The organism is Microbacterium sp. JZ70 (assembly GCF_053903225.1).
Genome location: NZ_CP096405.1, coordinates 397,950 through 420,451, shown reverse-complemented (window position 1 = coordinate 420,451; position 22,502 = coordinate 397,950). Strand labels below are relative to the sequence as shown.

The 22,502-nt window shown below is 67.9% G+C and carries 19 protein-coding genes; 14 read left to right on the top strand and 5 right to left on the bottom strand.

Annotated features, from left to right (window positions below):
* The first annotated feature begins 256 nt into the window (after positions 1-256).
* Positions 257-2,551, top strand: a complete 2,295-nt coding sequence (locus M1D46_RS01870; RefSeq protein ID WP_456286435.1) for a beta-galactosidase — start codon at positions 257-259, stop codon at positions 2,549-2,551.
* Positions 2,552-2,579: 28 nt separating this feature from the next.
* Here the strand turns inward: M1D46_RS01870 and M1D46_RS01865 are convergent, their stop codons facing one another.
* On the bottom strand, positions 2,580-3,470 hold the full coding sequence (locus M1D46_RS01865; protein ID WP_456286434.1) for a helix-turn-helix domain-containing protein: 891 nt from the start codon (positions 3,468-3,470) through the stop codon (positions 2,580-2,582).
* Between the two features lie 125 nt (positions 3,471-3,595).
* On the opposite strand from M1D46_RS01865, the gene M1D46_RS01860 reads away from it, so the two are divergent.
* The 6 genes from M1D46_RS01860 (at position 3,596) to M1D46_RS01835 (ending at position 12,329) form a co-directional block, all read left to right on the top strand.
* Positions 3,596-6,583, top strand: a complete 2,988-nt coding sequence (locus M1D46_RS01860) for a DUF5107 domain-containing protein (RefSeq protein ID WP_456286433.1) — start codon at positions 3,596-3,598, stop codon at positions 6,581-6,583.
* Entirely contained in the window at positions 6,580-7,539 is a 960-nt protein-coding gene (locus tag M1D46_RS01855; protein WP_456286432.1) for an aldose 1-epimerase family protein, read from the top strand. The genes M1D46_RS01860 and M1D46_RS01855 overlap by 4 nt, the downstream gene beginning before the upstream one ends.
* A 273-nt stretch (positions 7,540-7,812) precedes the next feature.
* Complete coding sequence (locus M1D46_RS01850; RefSeq protein ID WP_456286431.1) at positions 7,813-9,030, top strand: sugar ABC transporter substrate-binding protein; 1,218 nt, start codon at positions 7,813-7,815, stop codon at positions 9,028-9,030.
* A 75-nt stretch (positions 9,031-9,105) separates the two neighbouring features.
* Complete coding sequence (locus M1D46_RS01845) at positions 9,106-10,479, top strand: carbohydrate ABC transporter permease (RefSeq protein ID WP_456286430.1); 1,374 nt, start codon at positions 9,106-9,108, stop codon at positions 10,477-10,479.
* Complete coding sequence (locus M1D46_RS01840; RefSeq protein ID WP_456286429.1) at positions 10,479-11,321, top strand: sugar ABC transporter permease; 843 nt, start codon at positions 10,479-10,481, stop codon at positions 11,319-11,321. Before M1D46_RS01845 ends, M1D46_RS01840 begins: the two co-directional genes overlap by 1 nt.
* Positions 11,322-11,348: 27 nt before the next feature.
* The gene (locus M1D46_RS01835) at positions 11,349-12,329 is read left to right on the top strand and encodes an acetylxylan esterase (protein WP_456286428.1); all 981 of its coding nucleotides are present in this window, start codon (positions 11,349-11,351) and stop codon (positions 12,327-12,329) included.
* A 57-nt stretch (positions 12,330-12,386) separates the two neighbouring features.
* On the opposite strand, the gene M1D46_RS01830 is transcribed toward M1D46_RS01835, so the two are convergent.
* From M1D46_RS01830 to M1D46_RS01815, 4 genes are read right to left on the bottom strand one after another with little or no spacing between them, the layout of a single operon-like run.
* Positions 12,387-13,214 (bottom strand): SMP-30/gluconolactonase/LRE family protein, encoded by an 828-nt coding sequence (locus M1D46_RS01830; protein WP_456286427.1) that lies wholly within the window; start codon positions 13,212-13,214, stop codon positions 12,387-12,389.
* Entirely contained in the window at positions 13,211-14,011 is an 801-nt protein-coding gene (locus M1D46_RS01825) for an SDR family NAD(P)-dependent oxidoreductase (RefSeq protein WP_456286426.1), read from the bottom strand. The genes M1D46_RS01830 and M1D46_RS01825 overlap by 4 nt, the downstream gene beginning before the upstream one ends.
* Positions 14,008-15,150 carry a galactonate dehydratase gene (dgoD, locus tag M1D46_RS01820; RefSeq protein ID WP_456286425.1) on the bottom strand — a complete coding sequence of 381 codons (1,143 nt, stop codon included), beginning with the start codon at positions 15,148-15,150 and terminating at the stop codon, positions 14,008-14,010. The genes M1D46_RS01825 and dgoD overlap by 4 nt, the downstream gene beginning before the upstream one ends.
* Positions 15,150-15,905, bottom strand: a complete 756-nt coding sequence (locus M1D46_RS01815; protein WP_456286424.1) for a FadR/GntR family transcriptional regulator — start codon at positions 15,903-15,905, stop codon at positions 15,150-15,152. The genes dgoD and M1D46_RS01815 overlap by 1 nt, the downstream gene beginning before the upstream one ends.
* A 111-nt stretch (positions 15,906-16,016) precedes the next feature.
* On the opposite strand from M1D46_RS01815, the gene M1D46_RS01810 reads away from it, so the two are divergent.
* The 7 genes from M1D46_RS01810 to M1D46_RS01780 are packed head-to-tail and all read left to right on the top strand — an operon-like array spanning position 16,017 to position 22,299.
* The gene (locus M1D46_RS01810) at positions 16,017-17,369 is read left to right on the top strand and encodes an ABC transporter substrate-binding protein (RefSeq protein ID WP_456286423.1); all 1,353 of its coding nucleotides are present in this window, start codon (positions 16,017-16,019) and stop codon (positions 17,367-17,369) included.
* Between the two features lie 19 nt (positions 17,370-17,388).
* Positions 17,389-18,336, top strand: coding sequence for a carbohydrate ABC transporter permease (locus tag M1D46_RS01805; protein ID WP_456286422.1), 948 nt, complete (start codon positions 17,389-17,391; stop codon positions 18,334-18,336).
* The gene (locus tag M1D46_RS01800; RefSeq protein ID WP_456286421.1) at positions 18,333-19,232 is read left to right on the top strand and encodes a carbohydrate ABC transporter permease; all 900 of its coding nucleotides are present in this window, start codon (positions 18,333-18,335) and stop codon (positions 19,230-19,232) included. The genes M1D46_RS01805 and M1D46_RS01800 overlap by 4 nt, the downstream gene beginning before the upstream one ends.
* Before the next feature lie 15 nt (positions 19,233-19,247).
* Entirely contained in the window at positions 19,248-20,531 is a 1,284-nt protein-coding gene (locus M1D46_RS01795; RefSeq protein ID WP_456286420.1) for a cellulase-like family protein, read from the top strand.
* A complete protein-coding gene (locus M1D46_RS01790) occupies positions 20,521-21,465 on the top strand; it encodes a sugar kinase (protein WP_456286419.1) in 945 nt (314 codons plus the stop codon). Before M1D46_RS01795 ends, M1D46_RS01790 begins: the two co-directional genes overlap by 11 nt.
* On the top strand, positions 21,462-22,076 hold the full coding sequence (locus M1D46_RS01785) for a bifunctional 4-hydroxy-2-oxoglutarate aldolase/2-dehydro-3-deoxy-phosphogluconate aldolase (RefSeq protein WP_456286418.1): 615 nt from the start codon (positions 21,462-21,464) through the stop codon (positions 22,074-22,076). Before M1D46_RS01790 ends, M1D46_RS01785 begins: the two co-directional genes overlap by 4 nt.
* A 16-nt stretch (positions 22,077-22,092) precedes the next feature.
* Entirely contained in the window at positions 22,093-22,299 is a 207-nt protein-coding gene (locus M1D46_RS01780) for a hypothetical protein (RefSeq protein ID WP_456286417.1), read from the top strand.
* Positions 22,300-22,502: the final 203 nt, after the last annotated feature.

Genomic DNA, 22,502 nt, shown 5'->3' with positions numbered 1-22,502 from the left:
CGCGGAGCATGGCAGATCGTGCGGTCGGGATGGATGAACAGATCGCGATTGCGGTGCCGCGGGTTGCCGGCAAGATCCGCGCTTCGTCCAGGGTTGCCGTCGATTCCTCATGGATCCGATCCATCTCGCCGCTTAGCTTCGTCGAGTGACCATTTCGTTCGACGGCGAACAGCCCGACACCACGACCACGACCGCTTCCCGATCCTCGGCCACCTCAGCTGCCCCGTACCGGGCGCGCGTGCACACCCCGCCGCCCGTGAGCACCACTCCTCTGGAAATGGGCGACCCCGACTCGACGAAGCAGCGCCTCCAACTCACGACGCGCTACGTCACCCGCGACGGAGAGCCTTGGATCCCCGTCATGGGGGAGTACCACTTCAGCCGCGACCTGCCCCAGCACTGGGAAGCCGAGCTCCGCAAGATGAAGTCCGGCGGCATCAACGTCGTCGCGACGTACATGATCTGGATCATCCACGAGGAGATCGAGGGCGAGGTGCGGTGGGACGGCCACCGCGATATCCGCCGCTTCATCGAGATCGCAGACCGTGTGGGCCTGAAGGTCATGCTGCGGATCGGCCCATGGGCGCACGGCGAGGCGCGCAACGGCGGCTACCCCGACTGGCTGCAGGCGCTTCCCATCGGTCACCGCTCGAACGATCCCGCGTATCTGACGCTCGCGCGCCGCTGGTATGCCGGCATCGAGGAGCAGGTCCGCGGGCTCTTCCACACAGCGGAGAACCCGTCCGGGCCGATCATCGGCATCCAGGTCGACAACGAGCTGTACGATAACGGGCCGCACCTCGCGACGCTTCGCGACCTGGCCGAAGAGGTCGGGATGTCGGCGAGTCTGTGGACCGCCACAGGGTGGGGCGGCGCCGAGCTGCCCTATGGTCGCGTCCTGCCGGTCTACGCCGGCTACAGCGACGGATTCTGGGAGGAGTCGACCACGGGCTGGCCCGCGTTCGGCGTGATGCACTTCACCTACAACACGGTGCGCGATGACCTCACGGTGGGAGCGGACCTCCGCGATGCGCCCGTCGACATCCAGGCCGACTCCTCACTCGGCGCCGATGACCCGTGGCCTTTCGTGACCTGCGAGCTGGGCGGGGGGATGGCGGTCGCCTACCATCGTCGTCCGCTCGTGGACTCTGACGACGTCGCCGCGCTGGCGCTCACGAAGGTGGGCAGCGGATCGGCCTGGCAGGGCTACTACATGTACCACGGCGGTCTCCAGGTGCTCGGTCGTCTGAGCAGCACGCAGGAGTCCCACAGCACCGGCTACCCCAACGACACCCCTGTGCGCGACTATGACTTCTTTGCCCCGCTGGGCGCCGCCGGCACTGAGCGCGCGCACTTCCACAAGCTCCGCCGACAGCATCTGTTCCTGGATGCCTTCGGTGCGCAGCTCGCTCCGTCTCCGGCCGTCATACCGGAGCAGATCGAGGGCGGGCCGCGGTGGGCCGTCCGCGGCGACGGCCGCCGAGGGTTCCTGTTCGTGAACAACCACCAGCCGGCGATCGCCGCATTGCCTGCGGTCGAGGACGTGCAGTTCGCGGTGGAGTTCGAGGACTCGACCGTGACGATCCCCTCCGCGCCGATCACTGTCGCCAGCGGCGACTACTTCGTCTGGCCGCTCCGGCAGTCATACGGGTCGATCCCCTCCGTTACCGTCACCGCGCAGCCGATTACACAGCTGCGCACCAATGCCGGCACCGTCGTGCTGTTCGCGGCGACCGACGGGGTCGCGGTCGAGCTGGAGCTCGAGGGCGTTGCCGCCGCCGACGTATCCGGTGCGCAGCTGCGCATCGGGGACGGTGTCGTCTACGCGAGGCCGGATGCTGCGCCGGGCCTGTCGAGCGAGGTGCGAGTTGGTGACACGACTCTCGTCTTCCTCGATTCGGCGCTGGCCGACTCGGTCTGGCAGGGCGCCATCGACGGCCGCGAATCGCTCGTCATCTGGGCGGGTAGCGGCTGGTTCGACGACGCGTTCCGAGCCGAGCTCGCCGCCACCGACGCGGTCGTCGACGTCTTCCCCGCGCTGCAGGACGGATCGCTCGGCGAGATCGTCGGGGAGGGGAGCGTGTTCACCCGCTATGCGCTCCCGGCCGCGCCCGCGCCCACCGAGGTCGCGGTCCCCCCGTTCGACCGCGCGCCCGTCGTCCCCGTCCGGACCGCGGGTTCGTCGGGCCGGCTCTCCGCACCCTCCGATGGTGACTTCCGTGAGGCCGCTGTGGCCGAGGTCGAGGTGCCCGCGAGTGCCCTCGCCGGCGAACGGCCGGTGCTCGAGCTGGACTGGGTGGGTGACGTCGTACGGCTGTACGTGGGCGACCGGCTCATCGCTGACCAGTACTGGTACGGCCGCCCCCTCGAGGTCGACCTGACCCCCTACGCCGAGGAGCTGATGACGTCGCCGCTGACACTGAAGGCCTTCGCCTGGTCGCCGTCCAGCGGTGTCTACGTCGACCCGCGGGTTCGGCCCGCGGGTGAGGAGCCGCGGCTCGAGGTCCGGTCCATGGTCGTCCGCCCGCGACCCACGGTTTCGGTGCGGTAGCGCTGCGTCGCGGGGCGCAGCACTGGGGTCAACCCTTGTGCTGCGCCCTGTACTGCGTCGGATTAACGCCGTGCACCCGACGGAAATGGCGGGAGAAGTAGAGCGGATCGGTGTACCCCACCGCGCGCGCGATCTCGGTCACCGTCAGAGCGGTGGTGTCGAGCAGGTTGCGTGCCCTGGCCATCTTCAGCGAGGTGTGGAATGCCCCGGGTCCGCCCCCGGTCGCCCGACGGAAGAGCGCACTCAGGTGCGACGGCGACATGCCGACCATCGCCGCCAACTCGGACACCTGAATGTTGCCGTCGACCCGCGCCTCGAGGAACCGCATCGCCCGTTCGAGCGGCGAACCTTCCGCGGGGAGGAGGCTGTCGGCGACGATCCGTGTCAGCAGCTGCCATGCGACGCCGGCCGCAGCCAGCATGTGCGCCGGTGACAGGCGACGCTCGAGCAGTCCGACCAGTTCGTCGAACAGGCCGGCCACGCCTTCCACGGCCCGAAGCCTCGTGAGAGGCTGCGGGATGCCGAGCAACGGACCGGTCAGCTCGGCGACGTCGGTGCCGCGGACATGCATCCACCAGATCGTCCATGGGTCGTCGAAGGACGCCTGATACTCGTGCGGTGTCAGCGGGGGGATCGTGATGCATGCCCCCGGCGTGAGGGTGTAGGTATCCGCACCCATCCGGACGGTGCCTGCGCCCGTGACGCATAGGATCACGATCGTCTCGCGAGCCCCTTTCGATCGCACACGGCGATGCCCGGCAGCGGCGGGGAAGTGGCCCGCATCGGTCACGACGAGACGTCGCGTGACTGGTCGGTCGAGCGCGGCTTCGACCTGCGGGCGCGGGACAACGCACAGGCGCTGGTTGTCGAAGCCGTCCTGACGATAGAACGGTTCGTGAATCGTCGGCGTTTCGTCCATGATGTTCCTCTTTCTCACCATACCCCTCGGCTGTCAACCGCCGTACCGTCGTTTCGGACTGCAGCCTGGCTGCGTTCGATCCTGCATCTCCCGGCGCCGCGCCGCAGCCCAGAAGGAGGACGGCGATGACTGCCGAATCCACGCACCTCTCCCTCGCCGACGAAGGAGTCCCCGCAGAGCCCGGGACGCAGGACGCACGGGCGGCGGCGCTCGATCTCCCGTCCGCCCCAGCCGACCTCGCCGACGCACTCGCCGGCGGAGAGGCCGTCGCCTGGAGCGAGCCGCTGCAGATCAGGACGTACGAAGCCGGCGAGCCGAGCCGGTACCCGATGTACCTCGACCACCGCGTCTACCAGGGCTCGAGCGGCAAAGTCTACCCGGTGCCGTTCACCGAGCGCATCGAGGACGAGCCCGTCGAGCGGTCCTGGCAGGCGATCCACCTCGAGAATGAGTTCGTCCGGCTCGTAGTCCTCCCCGAGCTGGGCGGCCGCATCCACGTCGGATACGACAAGACCACCGGATACGACTTCTTCTACCGCAACAACGTCATCAAGCCCGCCCTCGTCGGGCTCGCGGGTCCGTGGATCAGCGGCGGTGTCGAGTTCAACTGGCCGCAGCATCATCGCCCTGCCACCTACCTCCCCGTCGAGACGTCTATCGAGTACGACGACGACGGCACCGTTACGGTTTGGTGCCACGATCACGATCCGTTCGCTCGGATGTCCGCACAGCACGGCGTGCGCCTGCGCGCTGGCAGCTCGGTCGTGGAGTTGGTCGTCCGGCTTCACAACCGTACGGACGAGCGGCAGACCTTCCTCTGGTGGGCGAACGTGGCCGCGCACGTGCATGACGAGTACCAGTCGTTCTTCCCCGAGGACGTGCGCTACGTCGCTGATCACGCCCGCCGCGCGTTGACGGCCTTCCCTGCCGCGGATCGTCCGTACTACGGCGTGGACTACCCGGCGCTGGCGGCCGAACAGCCCGGCGCAGACCGCATCGACTGGTACAAGAACATCCCGGTACCGACGTCGTACATGATTGTCGACTCCGCACAGGACTTCTTCGGCGGGTATGACCACAGTGCCGGCGCAGGCTTCGTCCACTGGGCTGAGCGCCGTGTGTCCCCCGGCAAGAAGCAGTGGACCTGGGGGAACGCCCCCTTCGGACACGCTTGGGATGCGCAGCTGACTGACGGCGACGGTCCGTACGTCGAGCTGATGGCTGGTGTCTACACTGACAACCAGCCGGACTTCAGCTGGCTCCTGCCGGGTGAGACGAAGGTCTTCACCCAATACTGGTATCCCATCCCTGCCATCGGTGCGGCGCATCAGGCCACTCCGGATGCCGCAGTCCACGTCGAGCGGTCGGGCGCCGTGTCCGCGGCCTTCGCCGTGACCCGCCCGCAGCAGAACGCCGTTCTCCGCGTCTTCCGAGGAGACGAGGTGATCGCGTCCCGTGTGGCCGACATGCGACCTGGGGTCCCGGTGTCGCTCACAGCCGACATCGCTGACGACGCAGCCGTGCGCGTCGAGCTCCGGACATCGGCGGGTCAGCTACTCGTGGGCTGGGCGCCGACAGAGGTTGCCGATGAGGAGCCATGGGTGGCCGTCGAGCCGCCTCTCCCCGACGAGGTCGAATCCGTGGAGGAGCTATACCTCACCGGAGTGCACCTCAGCCAGTACCGGCATCCCACGCGCAATCCGCTGATCTACTGGAAGGCCGCCCTCGATCGCGACCCGGGCGACGTGCGCACCAACCTCGCGCTCGCGGATCGCGACTACCGGGCCGGACGATACACCGCCGCTCTCGATCGGATTGAGCTGGCCGTGTCGCGCCTGACCCGGCGCAACGCAAACCCTGCCGATGCCGAAGCGTTCTACCTGCAGGGACTCGTGCTGCGTCGCCTCGGTCGAGTGATCGAGGCTGAGCAGGCCTTCGGCAAGGCCGGGTGGGACGGCACCTGGGCCGCCGGTGCGGGACTCGCGCTCGCGCGCTCGCTCGCCGCCCGCGGCCAGAACCGTGCCGCGCTTCGCGTCCTCGACACTCTGGACAGCGTGGTGGGTCACGACACCCGACGCGTCGCCCTACGCACGGTCGTCCTCCGCCGTCTCGGCCACCACGCCGACGCCGAGCAGATCGCGACGCTGGCACTGCAGGCCGACCCGCTCGACGCGACGCTTCGCGTCCTCCTCGGCCAGTCGCTCCCCGCCGACCCGGGGATGCTCATCGATGTCGCCGTGGACCTCCGCGACGCCGGAGCACTCGACGATTCGCTCTCGGTGCTCGAGGTGGCCGTCTCGTTGCCTGTGACGGGGGCGGGGAACTTCCGCCCCGTTGCGCACTATCTCGCTGCCGCGATCCACGAGTCGCGTGGTGATACGCATGCCGCTCGCGCGGCGCGAGACAGAGGGCGTGCGTCCGACTTGGCGCGCGCGTTCCCGTACGGCTTGGACGCCCTTGACGCCCTCGACGCGGCCATCGTCGCGGACCCGAGCGATGTCGCGGCACGGTCGCTCCTCGGGATGCTGCTCTATGCGCACGGACGGCGTCGCGAGGCCACCGCACACTGGGACGCCGCAATCGAGCAGGGTGCAGCCGACCCCGTGCTCCTGCGCAACGCCGCCCTGGCCGCGTACAACATCGCGCACGACGACGACCGCGCACGCGAGCTCTACGGGCGTGCGGTCGCTGCGGCGCCGGACGACCCGCGTCTTCACTACGAACGCGACCAGCTCGCGGCTCGCCTGGGCGACGCCGCCGACGTGCGGCTCGAGCGTCTGCGCCCGGTCGAGCAGATCGTGCTGACCCGCGACGACTTCACCATCGAATACGTCAACCTGCTCATCGCGGCGGGTGACCCCACGCGCGCCCACGAGATCCTGGTCGCCCGGCCGTTCCACCCTTGGGAGGGCGGCGAGGGCCTCGCGATCGCAGCATGGGATGCCGCGCTACGCGCCAACGGGCTGCCGATCACCGACCCTCCCGCGACGCTCGGCGAGGCCCGTGCGCAGTACGCACCGCCGGTGGCCCGTCACGACGATGGCATGACGGACTACTTCGCGACGAGCCTGCCGGAGCTGCTGCTGTTCGCGCGAGAGTACGACGAGGAGTGATCGGGACGCCGCCCGCATCGGGCGTCCAGAACACGCTGCAGTCGGGCCCCTACCGCGCGGAGATCGCCGGTACCGGAGCGACACTACGTTCGCTCCGGTACCGCGACCGTGACCTGATCGTCCCATTCGATGCGGACGCGCTGCGCCCGGCGATGCGCGGCGCGATCATGGTCCCGTGGCCGAACCGGACCGCGGACGGACGGTATTCGTTCGGCGGCGACGAACATCAGCTCCCCCTGAACGAGGTGGAGACCGGGAATGCGTCCCACGGCCTGGTGGCGTGGCGGGACTTCGCGGCGACCGACGTGAGCCCCAAAATGCTCGCCTTGGCCTGCGAACTCGAGCCGCAGCCGGGCTATCCGTGGCGACTGCGCGTGGAGGTGCGGTTCGAGGTCGACAACGACGGGCTCAGTCAGGAGGTGACCGTCACGAACCTCAGCGATGCCGCCGCGCCCGTCGGCATCGGCGGTCATCCGTACCTGCTCGCGGGGCCCGCGAGGGAGAACGCGGTCGACGCGTGGCACCTCACGGTGCCGGCCGACAGGATCCTGCGCGTGTCCGCCGACCGGCTGCTGCCCGTCGCGGTTGAGGCGGTCGAGGAATCCGACGCCGGTGCGCGCGACTTCCGCTCCGGTCGCGTCCTCGGAAGCACCCAGCTCAATCACGCCTTCACGGGTCTGCTGCGAGACGACAACGGTCTCGCGCGTATGCGAGTGGTAGCGCCGGACGGCTCAGGAGCAGAGATCTCATGGGACGAGCGGGCACCCTGGGTGCAGCTGTACACGGCCGAAGCGTCGAGCGCCGAGGGGTATCGGCATGCCGTCGCCGTCGAGCCGATGACCTGTCCGCCAGACGCGCTGAACTCGCGCCAGGACCTCCTGATCGTCGCGCCGGGCGAGGCGGTGAGCGCCGGATGGTGCATAAGAGCGATTGCGGCGCGCGACGACGCGGACTGACTTCGTCCATGCCAACGTTCCCAATTCGTTACCAATCACCTGCTGATCGACGAACTCTGCTCCACGACTACGTCGTTTCATCCATGATCGCCGTCGATTCGGCCATCGCCCGACGCCGAGGCGGTTCCTACCATTGCCGTGGGCTCGACGAGGAGCGTCTACACCGGCTCTCGCCCCGAGAACTCGGCCCGAACCCTTCCCGGGACACCGGGCGCCGGAGAACATGATCGAGCCGCTGGGGACTCGACACAGCACGAGGCAAAGGAGACATTCGTGAACAAGCGCGCAATCGCGGCACTCATCGGTGGGGGGCTCGCCGTGACTCTCGTGGGATGCAGTGCCGGCAACGGCGCACCCCAGGGCGACGGCGGCGGCGAGACCGGAGAAGACATCACTCTGGTCGTGTGGGAATCCCTTGAGGGCCGTTCCGACTTCATCAAGCAGGCCGGCGAGGCCTACCAGGAAGAGCACCCCAACGTCACGATCGAGTACAAGAACGTCGAGCTCGGCGACGCCCTCGGGCAGATCGCGCTGGACGGACCCGCCGGTGTCGGCGCCGACGTCTTCGCCGCACCGAGCAACGTGACCGGTGACCTCGTCACGGGCGGTCACATCGTCCCGGTCGCCGACCCAGATGCACTCGCGAGCGAGCTCGTCGAGGGCGCCATCCAGGGTGTCACGTATGAGGATCAGATCTGGGGTGTGCCGGTCACGATCGACACGTACGCCCTCTTCTACAACAAGGCCTACATCGACGAGGCTCCGAAGACCTGGGACGAGGTGTACGAGTTCTCGAGGGAGTTCAACGCCGCTAACCCGGGCAAGTACGGCTTCGCCTTCAACCCCAGCATCTACTACTCGGCACCGTGGGTCTTCTCCGCTCCCGACAACCTGCTGTTCGGCCCCAACGGTAACGACCCCGAGACCCCGAACACGAACACGCCCGAGGCGGTCGCGGGGCTCGAGCAGCTGCTCAAGCTGCGCGAGGTCCTCGACGTACCCGCCGAGGATCTGGATGCCGCGTCCGTCGACTCGCTCTTCGAGGGGGCGCAGTCGGCCATGACCATCACCGGCTCGTGGAACATTCCCGTCTTCGACGACGCCGGCCTCGACTACGGCGTCGCTCCGCTCCCCGCACTCGAGGGATCCGACACCCCTGCCGGCTCTTTCGCGAATTCGCGCACGATGTTCACGTCGGCGTACTCCGAGCACCCCGAGGAAGCGCAGGATTTCGCAGCGTTCCTGGCCAGCCCCGAGATGCTCAAGCTCGCCTACGACCTGACGGGCTCCGTCCCGCCGGCCGACATCGAGATCGACAACGCGGCCACCCTAGGCCTCGTCGAGCAGGGCCAGTACGCGTTCGCGACGCCCTCGATCCCCGAGATGACCCAGTTCTGGACCGCCATGGACTCCGCCATCATCAACATCTGGAACGGCGCCGACGTCCAGTCAGAGCTGGACGCCGCGACGCAGGTCGTCCGCAACCAGTAAGACCGTACGGCCGCTGCGGATGCGGCGCTCTGGCCGTTTCGACCGGAGCGCCGCATTCGGCGAAAGGAACACCTCATGACCGTCACCTCGACGCTGGTTACCGCGAAGACGCGGAAAGAGCGGCCGCCGACCCCGCTGCCTCCCCACGAGGTCGCAGGCATCACGCGATCCCGCGTCCGAGCGCTCGCGCTCCTGTTCATGGGGCTCGCGCACCTCACGGTCCTCCGGCAGCGGTGGAAGGGCGCGGCGTTCGCCCTGGTCGAAGGCGTCTTCCTCATCGCGCTGCCCACGATGATCGGACGCCTGGTCGATCTCGTCACCCTCGGTGAGCCGCAGCCCACCCTCCCCATCACGCAGCGCGACAACTCGCTGTTCATGCTCATCGACGGCGTGATCACGCTCGCGATCATCGGCGTCTTCGTCGCGATCTACGGCATCTCCGTCCGAAGCGCTCTGCTCGATCACCGCCTCGGTGTTCGCCGGGAGCGTCAGAACGCACGCCGCCAGCTCTCGGCCATCAGTTCCCGGGCATTCCCCATCATCGGCCTCGCTCCGACGGTGCTCCTCATCCTCTTCTTCGTCTTCGTGCCGCTCGTCTTCTCGGCGGCGGTCGCGTTCACGAACTACTCCTCGCCGCGCAACGTGCCGCCCGGCAACACCGTCGACTGGGTGGGGCTGGACAACTTCGTCGACATGTTTGGCGGCGACCAGCTGTGGACACAGGCACTGTTCCGTGTCTTCATTTGGACGACGATCTGGGCGATCCTCGCGGTCGGCACCTGCTACATCGGCGGCATGATCCTGGCTGTCGTCCTGCACGAGTCGAACCTGCGCATCAAGCCGATCTTCCAGGCGATCTTCATCCTGCCCTATGCGATCCCCGCTGTCGTCTCGCTGCTGGTCTGGCGCAACATGCTCAACGGCGCCTTCGGCGCGGTGAACAAGACGCTGATGGATCTCGGGCTCATCGACACCGCGATCCCGTGGCTCACCGAGCCGAGCTTCGCCCGCTTCACCGTTGTCATGATCAACCTGTGGTGCGGCTTCCCATACTTCATGCTGCTGACGATGAGCGCGATGACCGCGATCCCTCAGGACGTAAAGGAGGCGGCGGCCCTCGACGGCGCCACCGGAATCCAGCGCTTCCGCTACATCGTCCTGCCGCTGGTGCTCTATCAGACCTCGCCGCTGCTGATCATGTCGTTCGCGGCGAACTTCAACAACTTCGGCGCGATCTACTTCCTGACCAACGGCGGACCGACGGCGTCGGATACGACTCTCACCGGCGCAGGGGCCACCGACATCCTCGTCAGCTGGATCTACCAGATCACCATCGGACTCATGAAGTACAACTACGGAGCAGTCATCGCCGTGATCATCTTCCTCGTGCTCGCTCCGTTCGCGATCATGCAGTTCCGTCGCACCAAGAGCTTCAAGGGAGAGATGTGATGCGCGTCGACAAGCTCGGGTCCGTCGTCCTGCGGATCATCACTCTCGTGGGCTTCGTCCTCCTGGCGTTCGTCGTCATCTGGCCGATCCTCTACACGCTGAGTTCCGCCGTCTCGCCCGGCAACTCTGCCGCTGCACTGTCGTCGGTGCCGTTCGCGAACGGCTTCACGCTCGGCAACTTCGAGCACCTCTTCACAGACACCCTGTATCCGCGGTGGTTCATGAACTCGTTCATCATCTCGGCGAGCACGGCCATCGGCACCCTGTTGATCGCCTCAGTCGCCGCGTACGTGTTCTCTCGATTCACCTTCACGTTCAAGGGCTCGCTCCTGACGAGCATGATCGTCCTGCAGATCTTCCCGTCGTTCGTCGGCATGATCGCGGTATACGTCATCCTCATGCGCATCGGTGCGCTGGACACGCTGTGGGGGCTCGTGCTCGTGTACCTCGCGGGCAACCTCCCGTACAGCATCTGGCTTGTGAAGAGCTACCTCGACACCATCCCGCGGGGCCTTGACGAGGCCGCACGCATTGACGGGGCATCCCACTTCAGGACATTCGGGACGATCATCCTGCCGATCGCGCGTCCGATCCTGATCTTCCTCGGTGTGACGACGTTCGCCGCTCCGTGGATGGACTTCATCTTCCCCAAGCTCGTGCTGCGCAGCACTGAGCAGCAGACGCTGGCTCTCGGCCTGATCAGCTTCGTCTCGGAGCGGAACCAGGACTTCACCACCTTCGCCGCAGGCGCGATCATCGTCGCCATCCCGTTCATGATCTTCTTCTTGCTCACGCAGAAGTCGCTCATCACCTCGCTCGCCACGGGAGCGTTGAAGGAGTGAGCGTCCAGAACCGGACTGGGGGGCGTTGTGCCGCAGTTTGATCTCGCCCTCGACGACCTCCGGGACTACCAGCCCGCAGTGCGCCGTCCGGACGATTTCGACGAGTTCTGGGCCCGCACCCTCTCGGAGTCACGGTCGGCATCATGGCGACCGCAGACGCAGCGCGTGGAGACGGGGCTGCGCCTCGTCGACACCTACGACCTCACCTTCGCAGGGTTCGGTGGGCATCCCATCAAGGGGTGGATCCACGTCCCTGCGGGCGACCACATCGCACAGCCGACGGTCGTGGAGTACCTCGGGTACTCCGGGGGGCGCATGCTCCCCTGGACTGCGCACACCTACGCTGAGGCCGGGTACACCCATATCGTCATGGACTCCCGCGGGCAGGGGTGGAACGGGGGAGTAGGCGCGACGCCCGACCCGACGAACGACGCCGGATCGAGCACCGTCCCGGGGGTCATGACCAAGGGGATCGAGTCCGCGGAAACGTACTACTACCGGCGGCTCTACACCGATGCCGCGCTGATCGTCGATGCCGCCCGGGCGCTGCCCTGGGTCGACCCGCATCGGATCGCCCTCGTGGGCACCAGCCAGGGCGGCGGCCTGGCGATCGCCGCGGCAGGTCTGAGCGACGGTATCGCAGCGGTGAGTTCCGACGTGCCGTTCCTGTCGCACTTCGCGCGAGCGCTGCAACTGACCGACCTCGATCCGTACGGCGAAATCGCTCGATACCTCGCGCGCTACCGCGATCGGGTGGAGCAGACCTTCGAGGTGCTGAGCTATGTCGACGGAGTGAACATGGCCGCTCGCGCGGACGCGCCCGCGCTCTTCTCCGTCGGACTCTGCGACCTCGTGTGCCCGCCGTCCACGGTCTTCGCCGCGTACAACGCATGGGGGTCGTCGCAGCGGGAGATCGAGGTCTACCCGTTTAACGGACACGACGGCGGTGGTGAGCACCACATGCCGCGGCGACTCGCCTTCCTCGCCGAGCACCTGCTCGCGCCCTGAGACCCGGCGACGTGACGTCCGCGAAGCGAGGAGCCACGTGGCCGGGTGCCAGAGCGGTCAGCACAGGTCGAGACTGAGGTCTGCGAGGCGCGCGACGATTGTGTGACCATCCAGCGGGTCCGGAGCCGTGAGGCCGAGCGTGGAGCTCGTGACCGCCACGACCGCATCGGGTCCTCCGGTGATGACGAGGCTGGTCGGGTTCTGGGCAGGCACGTCGAAGGACGCCGAGCGCTCACCATCGGGCGCGTATATGTCGACGCGCGCTCGTCCCCACACCGGATTCCAGATGCGTCCGACGTCGTCGATAAAGAGTCCGTCAGGGGCGCCGTCGATGCCGTCGACGAGGACGTCGACCCGGCCCTCCGCGGTGACGCGGAGGATGCGTCCCGCGGCGGTGTCCGCGAGGATCGCGTCCGTCCCGCTGCCCGCGAATGCGGGGCCGTTGGGGATGTCGATGCCCGCGAGCACGAGGGCAGGGCGCTCCTGGCCGGGGTTCCATCGCCACAGCGCGCCGTCCGGCGACGATCCGTCGTGGACCATCGTGCCGAACCACACGGAGCCGTCCGGCGCGACGGTGCCGTCGTTCACCCGATATCGAGCGGCATCGAGCCCCGTGTCGGTGAGCGGCGTGAGCACCGTGCCGTCGACCCGTGCCAGACCGGTGCCGGCGGCCGCGATGCCGCCGCCCGCCCACGGCTCGACGAAGCCGAGCGGTTGCGGCACGCTCAGCACGCGGGCGGCCGACGGGCGATGCGGGCTCCACTGGAACAGCGTGCCCTGCAGGAGGTCGACCCACCGGATCCCGTCCCCGGCGACGCGTGCGCCTTCGCCGAGCTCCAGCGCGGTGCCGCTCGCCGAGGTCCAGAGCCCGGTTGCATCCGTCATTCCGAGTCCTTCGTGATGCTCCAGCCGCCGTCGACGTGCAGCTCTGCTCCGGTGATGAACGAGGCTCGCTCGGACGAAAGGAAGGCGATGGCCTCGGCCACCTCGTCCGCGCGGCCGAGACGGCCCAGGGCGGTTGCGTTGCCGGCGGTCCGCCGCGCGTCCTCATCGAAGTCGTCCCATGCCGCCGTCAGGATAGGGCCGGGCAGGACGCTGTTCACGCGGACCTGGGGGCCGTACTCGGCGGCCAGCTGACGCGCGAAGCCCGTGAGCGCGGCCTTCGTTGCCGCGTAGGCGGGCCGTCCGGGGATGCCGAAGCGCGCGTGCACGGATGAGACCATGACGATCGTGCCGTTCTCGGCAGTGCGCAGGTCGGGCAGCAGGGTTCGGGTTGCGAGGAACGCGCCGGTGAGGTTGACGTCCAGCTGGCGGTTCCAGGACTGGAGCGAGGTCTCCTCGACCGAGCCGACGTTCACGATGAACGCATTGTTCACGAGCGTGGTCGGAGCGCCCATGTTCTCGCGGCAGTCGGCGAGCGCCGCTTCCCACGCGGCCTCGTCTGTGATGTCCATCACGCACGCCCGCGCCCGGAGGCCGTCGGCGGCGAGCTCCGCGGCCCGGTCCAGCACCGCGGGCGAGCGATCGATCAGATAGACCGCCGAGCCGTCTACGGCCAGCCTTCCAGCGGTCGCGGCGCCGATTCCTCCCGCGCCCCCGGTGATGACGGCGACCTTGTCGCGCTTCGAACGCGCACCGATCATCGCGGTCCTTTCTGCATGCATGTTGGATTCGACCCTCACCACTCGGCGAAGGCGCCTTGGTCGTCGCGCCAGACGGGCGAGGACCAGTCCACGCCGCGACGGTCCGCCTCGCGGACCGCCTTCTCGTCGATGTCCACGCCAAGGCCGGGCGCGGTGAGTCGGGAGAAATGGCCATCCCGTGTCTGGAAGACGGAACGGTCCAGGACGTGGTCGAGCACGTCGTTGCCTCGGTTGTAGTGGATTCCGGAGCTGAACTCCTGGATGAGGAAGTTCGGCGTGCTGAACCCGACCTGCAGGCTCGACGCGAGTGCGATCGGTCCGAGGGGGCAGTGCGGCGCCACCTGCACGCCCCACACCTCGCCCATCGCGGCGATGCGGCGCAACTCGGAGATCCCCCCGGCGTGGGAGATGTCCGGCTGGGCGACCGCGATGCCTGCATTGAACGCGGGGAGGAACGCGTGACGGCTGAAGAGCCGCTCGCCGGTGGCGATCGGAACCCCCAACTCGACGATCTGCGGCAGGAGGTGAATCAGCTCCGGCACTAGGGGTTCCTCGACGAAGATGGGATCCGCCGCGCGGAGCCGGGGGATGACGCGTCGGCAGTCCGCCGGTGACATCCGCCCGTGGAAGTCGATGGCGACGTCGCCGTCCGGTCCGAGTGCGGCGCGTGCCTCGAGCGCGCGGTCGACCATTCCGTCGAGCTGACCGGGGGAGGCGAAGGCGCGCTTGCGTCCAACGCCGTTCATCTTGATGGCGGTGGTCCCGAGGGCGACCTGTTCGGCCACCCGGTCGGCGATCTCGGTGGGCTCATCGCCGCCCACCCAGGTGTAGTACCGGATGCGGTCGCGGACGGGCCCCCCGAACAGCTCGTGGACGGGGACGCCGCGGGCCTTGCCTGCGATGTCCCAGAGCGCCTGATCGATGCCCGCCACGGCACTGGAGAGCACCGGACCGCCGCGATAGAACGTGCCCTTGGTCATGATCTGCCACAGATCTTCGACACGCAGCGGGTCCTGCCCGATGAGCAGAGGCGCGAGCTCCTCGACGGCGGTCCGCACGGTGAGCGCGCGGCCCTCGAGGCTGGGTTCGCCCCAGCCGACAATCCCGTCGTCGGTCTCGACCCGGCAGAACAGCCAGCGCGGCGCGACGAGGAAGGTCTCGATGCGTGTGATCTTCATCAGCCTGCCCTCCGTGGACTCGTGCGCTCCTGAAAGGCACGAGTGACCGATGTCTCGTCGTCGGATGCCGCGCGCCCGACGATGTGCTCGGCTGCGGCGCGGGCGGCGTCCGCGTCGCGCGCGATGATGGCGTCGAGCAACGTGCGGTGAAGGTCGAGGGCGTCGACGGTGCCGACGTGTCGGTGCGCGAGTCGGTCGCGCTCGGCGAAGATCGACCGGGTCAGGAGCTCGACCCTGGTCAGCAGATCGTTCTTTGCTGCCATCGTGACGGCACGATGGAACCGGAGATCGGCGTCGGTGACGGCCGCGAGGTCGTCCGTGCCCGTCATCGCCTCGAACGAGGCGCGCAGCGCCTCGACGTCGCCCTCGTCTCGTCTCGCTGCGGCCAGCGCCGCGGTCTCCGGCTCGAAGATGGCGCGCAGCTCGCCGAGCTGGGCAAGCATGCGCGGCAGGTTCTCGGTCGTCATGTCCCACAGGAGCACGTCCGGGTCGAGCAGGTTCCACGATTCGCGGGCCGTGACGAAGGTTCCGCGCTTCGGGCGGGCGTCGACGATGCCCTTTGCTGCCAGGACCTTAAGGGCCTCTCGGATAACGGTCAGACTCACTCCGAACTCGCGTTGAAGGGCATCGGGCTGGAGGGTGTCGCCTTCGGCGTAGTCACCCTGCACGATTCGTCGTCCGATCGCTTCCACGATCTGGCCGTGCAGCCCACGTCCGTTGTAGCTCGACACCGTCGTCCCTTTCGCGTCGCTCACGACTACTCTAGCCGCCCTCGATCAATTCTTTGTATATTATGAATATTACAGGGTGCTTCGCGGACTCAACTGCCGCCGGCCGCCCCCTCCCGACGAGGTGAGAGGAACGACATGACCGAGACCAGGCGAGGCGCACTGCGCCTCGACACGCTCCTGAGTCGGCGTACGCTGCTCGCCGGCATGAGCGCTGCCAGTATTCTCGCGCTGGGCGCCTGCGCGACGTCGAGGCCCGCCCCTCTCACGTCGGGGGCGGCGAGGCTGCAGCTGTGGACGCACGATCCGAGCTACATCACGACGTTCGAGAACGCTGCTGCCGATACAGCGCTGATGCGCGGATCGGTCTTCCGCCCCTCCATCGCGCCGGTATCCGCCAACGGTGCGGATCTGTTGAGCCGGACGATTACGCAGGCGGTGGCCGGCGGTGAGGGGCCCGACCTGCTGGGGATCATCATCAGCGAGTTCCCGCGCGTCCTGAAACCGCAGATGGCTGAGAACCTCTTCGTGGATCTCAGCGACGTTATCGCCCCCTTGGCGGACGATCTGCTCCGAGTGGCCCCGTACTCCCGTGACGGCAAGGTGTACGCTCTCGAGTCCGACGCGTCCATCTCCGTGTTCTATTACCGGGAGGACGAGTTCGAGGCGCTCGGCATCGATCCGGCTATGGAGACGTGGGACGAGTACCTCGATGCCGGCGCGCGCGCCTTCGAGTCCGCGGGCAAGTCCATCGGCATGGTCTCCAGTGGCGACAACACCTCGATCTTCAACTCCTTCCTGCAGTTGTTCCTGCAGCGTGGCGGGTCGCCGTTCGACGAGTCCGGAGCGCTGTCGATCGACTCTCCCGAGGCGATCGACGTGCTCGACTACATCCAGCGCGGTGTTGCCAGCGGCGCGCTCATGGTTCTGGGCGATCCGTACGGATCGGCCGCGGCATCTGCCCTCAAGTCCGGCACACTCATCGCCACGGTCATGCCGAACTGGTACAACCTTTACGGCTTGCAGTCGAATGCCCCCGACCAGGCCGGGTTGTGGCGGATGCGAGCGATCCCGCGCTTCGCGGGTGGCGGACACGTGGCGAGCAACCTCGGCGGCACGGGGTTCGCTGTGGGGCTCGGCACGCCGCGGCGTGACGCGGCGCTCGACCTGCTGTCCCGCACCTACCTCACACCGGAGGGCCAGCTCCTGCGGTACCAGGCTGGCGGCTATCTGCCGACGCTCCGTTCGCTCTACGACGACCCCGCATTCACCGAGATCACCGACGAGTACCTGGGCGGTCAGCGCGTGTTCGACGTCTACCGGGAGTCGGCGCGCGATCTGCCCGCCTTCTTCCAGTCCGCGACCATGCAGCAGCTGTCCGCCGCCATGGGCGCACCGCTGCTGTCGCTCTACCGCGGCGACCTCACCCCCTCTCAGACGATCGCGGCGACCGTCGAGGGCTACAAGCAGCAGACGCGCCAGAGCGACTGAGAACAGCGAAAGGACACCGATGAGCGACAAAGCCGTCGTGCCGTACCCTCCCATCGAGGTCGACGCACGTTCGCGAGCCTCTGCACTGAGGCGGCCCCGGCACACCGGGAGCAGTGCGCCGTACCTCTTCATCTCGCCGTTCTTCGTGCTCTACGCACTCTTCATGCTGTTCCCCATCGGCTTCGGGGTGTACCTCAGCTTCACCGAGTGGGCGGGACTCGGAGAGCCCAACCTGGTCGGCTTCCGCAACTACGTCGAGCTGTTCCGCGACCCGAGCTTCTGGACCGCTCTTGGCAACACCGGGATATACACGCTGGCGGCGATGGTGCTCGTGCTGCCGCTCGCGCTGCTGCTGGCGTTGGCCATGAACGCGCGGGGGCTCCGACTGCGCGACGCGTTCCGCGCCGTCTTCTTCCTGCCGATGGTCGTCTCACCGATCGTCGTGGCGCTCGTGTTCGGTCTCTTCTTCGACCAGCAGTACGGCCTCGTGAACGCGCTGCTCCGAGCGGTGTTCGGGATCCCGGGCGTCGACTGGCTGACCAGCCCCGGGTGGGCGAAAGCCGTCGTCGTGATCCTCGTCCTTTGGAGGTGGACGGGATACCTCACGATCTTCTTCCTCGCCGGGCTGCAGAACGTGCCCCGCGAGCTCCATGAGGCGGCGGCGCTCGATGGGGCCGGACCCGTTCGCGCATTCTGGAGCGTCACGCTCCCCGCGCTGCGGCCGATCGCGAGTTTCGTCGCGGTCACCGTCCTGGTGAGCTCCGCGCAGATTTTCGAGGAACCGTTCCTGCTCACGCAGGGCGGACCCGGCGAGGCGACCATCTCGATCGCGCAGTTCATCTACCGCGCCGGATTCCAGCGTCAGGAGCTCGGATACGCCTCTGCGGCCGGCGTCGTGATGTTCCTCATCGTCTTCATCATCGGCCGATTGGCCTACCGTTCGCTCGGGATTGGAAAGGCACAGTGACCTCGCTCCGCGCTCCCTCCACCGAGACCGTGACCGTCGGGGTGCGACGTTCGTCGCGCAACGCCGCCGCGCCCGAGCGCGGCAGGGCTCGGCCGTTCATCTTCATCGGGTTGACGCTCGCGGGGATCTTCTGGATGTTCCCGCTCATTTGGGCGCTGGCCTCCTCTTTCAAGGATCGCAGCGCCCTCTTCGCCTATCCGCCGAGCCTGCTCCCGGCGGAACCGACGCTCGGCAACTACGCGCAGCTGTTCGCCGGCTACCCGTTCCTGAACTGGTTCGCGGTGAGCGCGGTCGTAGCCGTCGTCTCCACGGTCATCACCGTGTTCGTCTGCGCGATGGCCGGCTTCGGGTTCGCAAAGTACGAGTTCCGCGGCAAGAACCTGCTGTTCGACGTGATGTTCAGCTCGCTCGCGATCCCCTTCGCGGTCATCATCATCCCGCTGTTCATCATGCTGGCCAAGACCGGCCTGGCGGCTCCGTGGTTCGCGCTCATCGTCCCCTGGGTGGCGCCGGCGTTCGGCATCTTCATGATGCGCCAGTTCACGGAGCAGGCCGTTCCCGACGAGATCCTCGCCGCGGCGCGGATCGACGGCGCGAGCGAGTTCACCATCTTCCGCAGCATTGTCCTGCCGTTGCTCCGGCCCGCGCTCGGTGCTCTGGCGGTGTGGAGCTTCCTCGGCACTTACAACAATTTCCTGTGGCCGTTGATCATCGTCAGCGACCCGCAGCTGTACACGCTGCCGCTCGGTCTGCAGTCCATCTTCGGAGCGGAGGGTCGTCAGTACGACATCGTCCTCGCCGGAGCCATCCTCGCCGCCATCCCGAGCATCCTCGTCTTCATCGGGCTGCGGAAGCAACTCATCGACGGGCTCTCGGCCGGCGCGGTCAAGAGCTGACGAAGGAAGGAACCCGTGTCCTACACCCCAGTCCCCATACCGACCCACGTCCCCGAGAAGCTCACCATCAGCCTGTGGGACTTCACCTGGTACACCCGCACGGGCCCCGGTGAGCCCTTCGAGGACCTCGACCGCGCCTTCGCAGAGGCGGTCGACCGCGGCTACAACACAGTCCGGATCTGTGCCATGCCGTTCCTCCTGTTCCGGTCCGGGCTCGACACGACGCGTGCCTCGTTCGGTCCCCTCGGCGGCGAGTACGCGCAGGGCACCCGCTGGTACGACGTGCAGCATCGGGTCGAGGTCGACGCCCTCGAGCACACCCGGGAGCTCTTCCGTGCGGCGAAACGTCACGGCGTCTTCGTGATCGTCTCGAGCTGGGAGTACCAGCAGAGCTCGTCGTTCTACGGCGACCGGTCCTGGTTCGATGCGCTGCTGGCGGTCGATCCCGACGAGCGTGCCGTCGTCCTGGCCGACGCCCTCGCCGATCTGTACGACGAACTCGAGCGACACGATCTCGCTGATCGCGTCGCGTTCGTCGAACTCCACAACGAGGTGCAGTACGGGATGCTGACGGACGGCATCACCCGGGACGGCGTCGACCCGGTTCTCTTGTTGACAGACCGGCTGACGAGGGGACTGGATCGCTTCCACCATCGGCTGCCGCACGTGCCGGTCACCGTGAACTATGCCCGAGTTCCGGTCAACGCGATGCGAGCCATCCCGGCGAACATCGACGTTGCTGTCTTCCACCCGTATATCTACGGAGCGCTCGGGGAACTCATGGAAACCCTCGCCCTGCGCGACGAGGCGCGCTTCGACACGGCGCGAGCGCGACCATTCCTGCGCCCCGGCGCACCCGAGTACGAGGACTGGCAACCTCCGCAAGCAGACCTGTGGCGCAAGGAAGCCACAATCGTCGGCAAGCCCGAGATCTTCGTCCACGATTGGTGCGACCCGGATGCCTGGGACCGGTACCTCTACCAGCGTCAGGCGCTCTTCGACCCAGAGATGCACCTCAAGCTGCAGGTGTGGATCGATGTCGCCGCGGACTTCAGCCGGGCACGCGGCATCCCCCTCGTCTTCGGGGAAGGGTGGATTGGCTACACGCCGCTGAACACCTGGTACGAAGAGGGTCCAATCGGCACCGAGTTCCACCGCACGGCTGCGCGTCGCGCCCGGGATGTCGGTGCGTGGGGCGCCGTCGTGTCCTCGAACGCCGCGCCGCACCACCCGATGTGGGGCGAGATCGAGCTGCAGCGGGAGTGCACTGACCTCTTCGGGGGCCCACGTGGCGACTGACATCGCATGCCTCGGCGAGACGATGGTCATGCTCGTCCCCGAGGACGCCACCCCCCTCGCCGCAAACTCGCGGCTCGTGCTCCGAGTAGGAGGCGCCGAGTCTAACGTCGCTGCAACGATGGCGCGTCTCGGCCACGGCGTGCGGTGGGTGAGCGCACTAGGAGACGATCCCTTCGCCGGCATTATTCGTGATGAGTTGCACGGTGCCGGTGTCGATCTCTCGTTCGTCGCCACCGATGAGGAAGCGCCTACCGGGCTCTACGTGAAGGACCCGGACGGCGAACGAACGACGGTCTACTACTACCGGCAAGGGTCCGCCGCGTCGCGCATGACCGCCAATGGCGTGTTGGGCTCCGGTGCGCTCGACGGCACGCGCCTGGTCCACGTCAGCGGCACGACGACCGCGCTCAGCGCGAGCTGCCGAGCTCTCACCAACGCGATCGTCGCGGATCGTCGCCACGGGGACGCCGCCGTCAGCTTCGACGTGAACTATCGGCCGCGGCTGTGGCCGGTGGCCGAGGCTGCACCCGTCCTCGCCGACCTGAGCAGGCGGGCCGATATCGTCTTCGTGGGCCGCGACGAGGCGGAGACGCTGTGGGGCACCTCGACGGTCGAGGACGTGCGGGACTTCCTCCCGGAGCCGGCCGTCCTCGTCGTCAAGGACGGTGCCATCGGCGCGGCGACCTTCGGTCCGGACGGCGTCGACTGGGTCGATGCACGCCGGGTCGATGTGGTCGAGACGGTGGGCGCGGGGGATGCCTTCGCGGCCGGGTGGCTGAGCGGCTGGATGCGTGGGGCATCCCCTCGGCAGTCCCTCGCGCTGGGCCACCTGCTCGCCTCGCGCACGGTGCAGATCGTCGGGGACTGCCCCCCGGTGCCGACGGACCAGGAGATCGCGACGCTGTTCGCGTTGGTGGAGGAGAACCGAGCATGAGTGGAGCCGAGCTGTTTGATCGTCTGTTCGCAGACGTGCGGATCATGGGCATCTTCCGGGGCGCGTCCCCGGACGACACGGTCACGCTGTGCGCGGCCGCGTGGGATGCCGGCGCGACAGCGGTCGAGGTGCCGGTCCAGTCGGATGCCGGGTTCGAGGCGCTGCGGGCGGCCGTCGAGGCGGGCCGCGAGCGGGGGCGGGTTGTCGGCGCCGGCACCGTTCGCTCGCTCGCGACACTCGATCGCGCGATCGACTGCGGCGCGCAGTTCACGGTCGCGCCGGGCTTCGATCCCGAGATCGTGGCGGCGTCGGCACGCGCCGGCACGCCGCATCTGCCCGGGGTGGCCACGTCGACGGAGGTCCATCAGGCCCTCGACGCCGGCCTCACGTGGCTCAAGGCGTTCCCCGCCTCGGTGCTGGGCTCCGGGTGGGTGCGCGCGCAGCTTGCGCCGTTCCCCGAGGCGCGATTCGTCGCCACCGGCGGGATGTCGGCAGACAACGCCGAGGAGTTCCTCGCCGCGGGATGCCGGGCGGTGGCGGTGGGGTCGGCATTCGCTGACCCGGCCGAGGTGCGGCGACTTGTCGCGGCCGGCCACCTCCCCGGCGCGTGAAGCGGACACACCGACCGTGACGGGCGCAGAGGTCAAGCGCGTGCTGAGCGCCGAGGAACTCAGCGCCGTGCTCGCCCCGGTCGGTCGTCCGGTCCCATCACCTCGCGACCGCTCGGCGCTGGCCGCGTCACTCGCTCGAAAGGTGGTCATCGTATGGATGATCCGACGCCCGCTGATGGAGGATGCCATTGATTCGGCGCCGACCGCGTTGCGCCGTCTCTAGCATCCGTAGGGTCGGCGAACCCGGGCTCGTGGGCGGCCGCACTCGCACAGCAGGTCTGTCCCCGAAGCACGACAACGACGTCGGGGTCCAACGATGGGAGCGTCCATGGGACGGGGAAATCGCGCACGCGCGCTCGGCGGGGTCGCAACGGCGGCTGGGGTCATCGGTGCCAGCTTGATCGCACTTCCCGGGGCGGAGGCAGT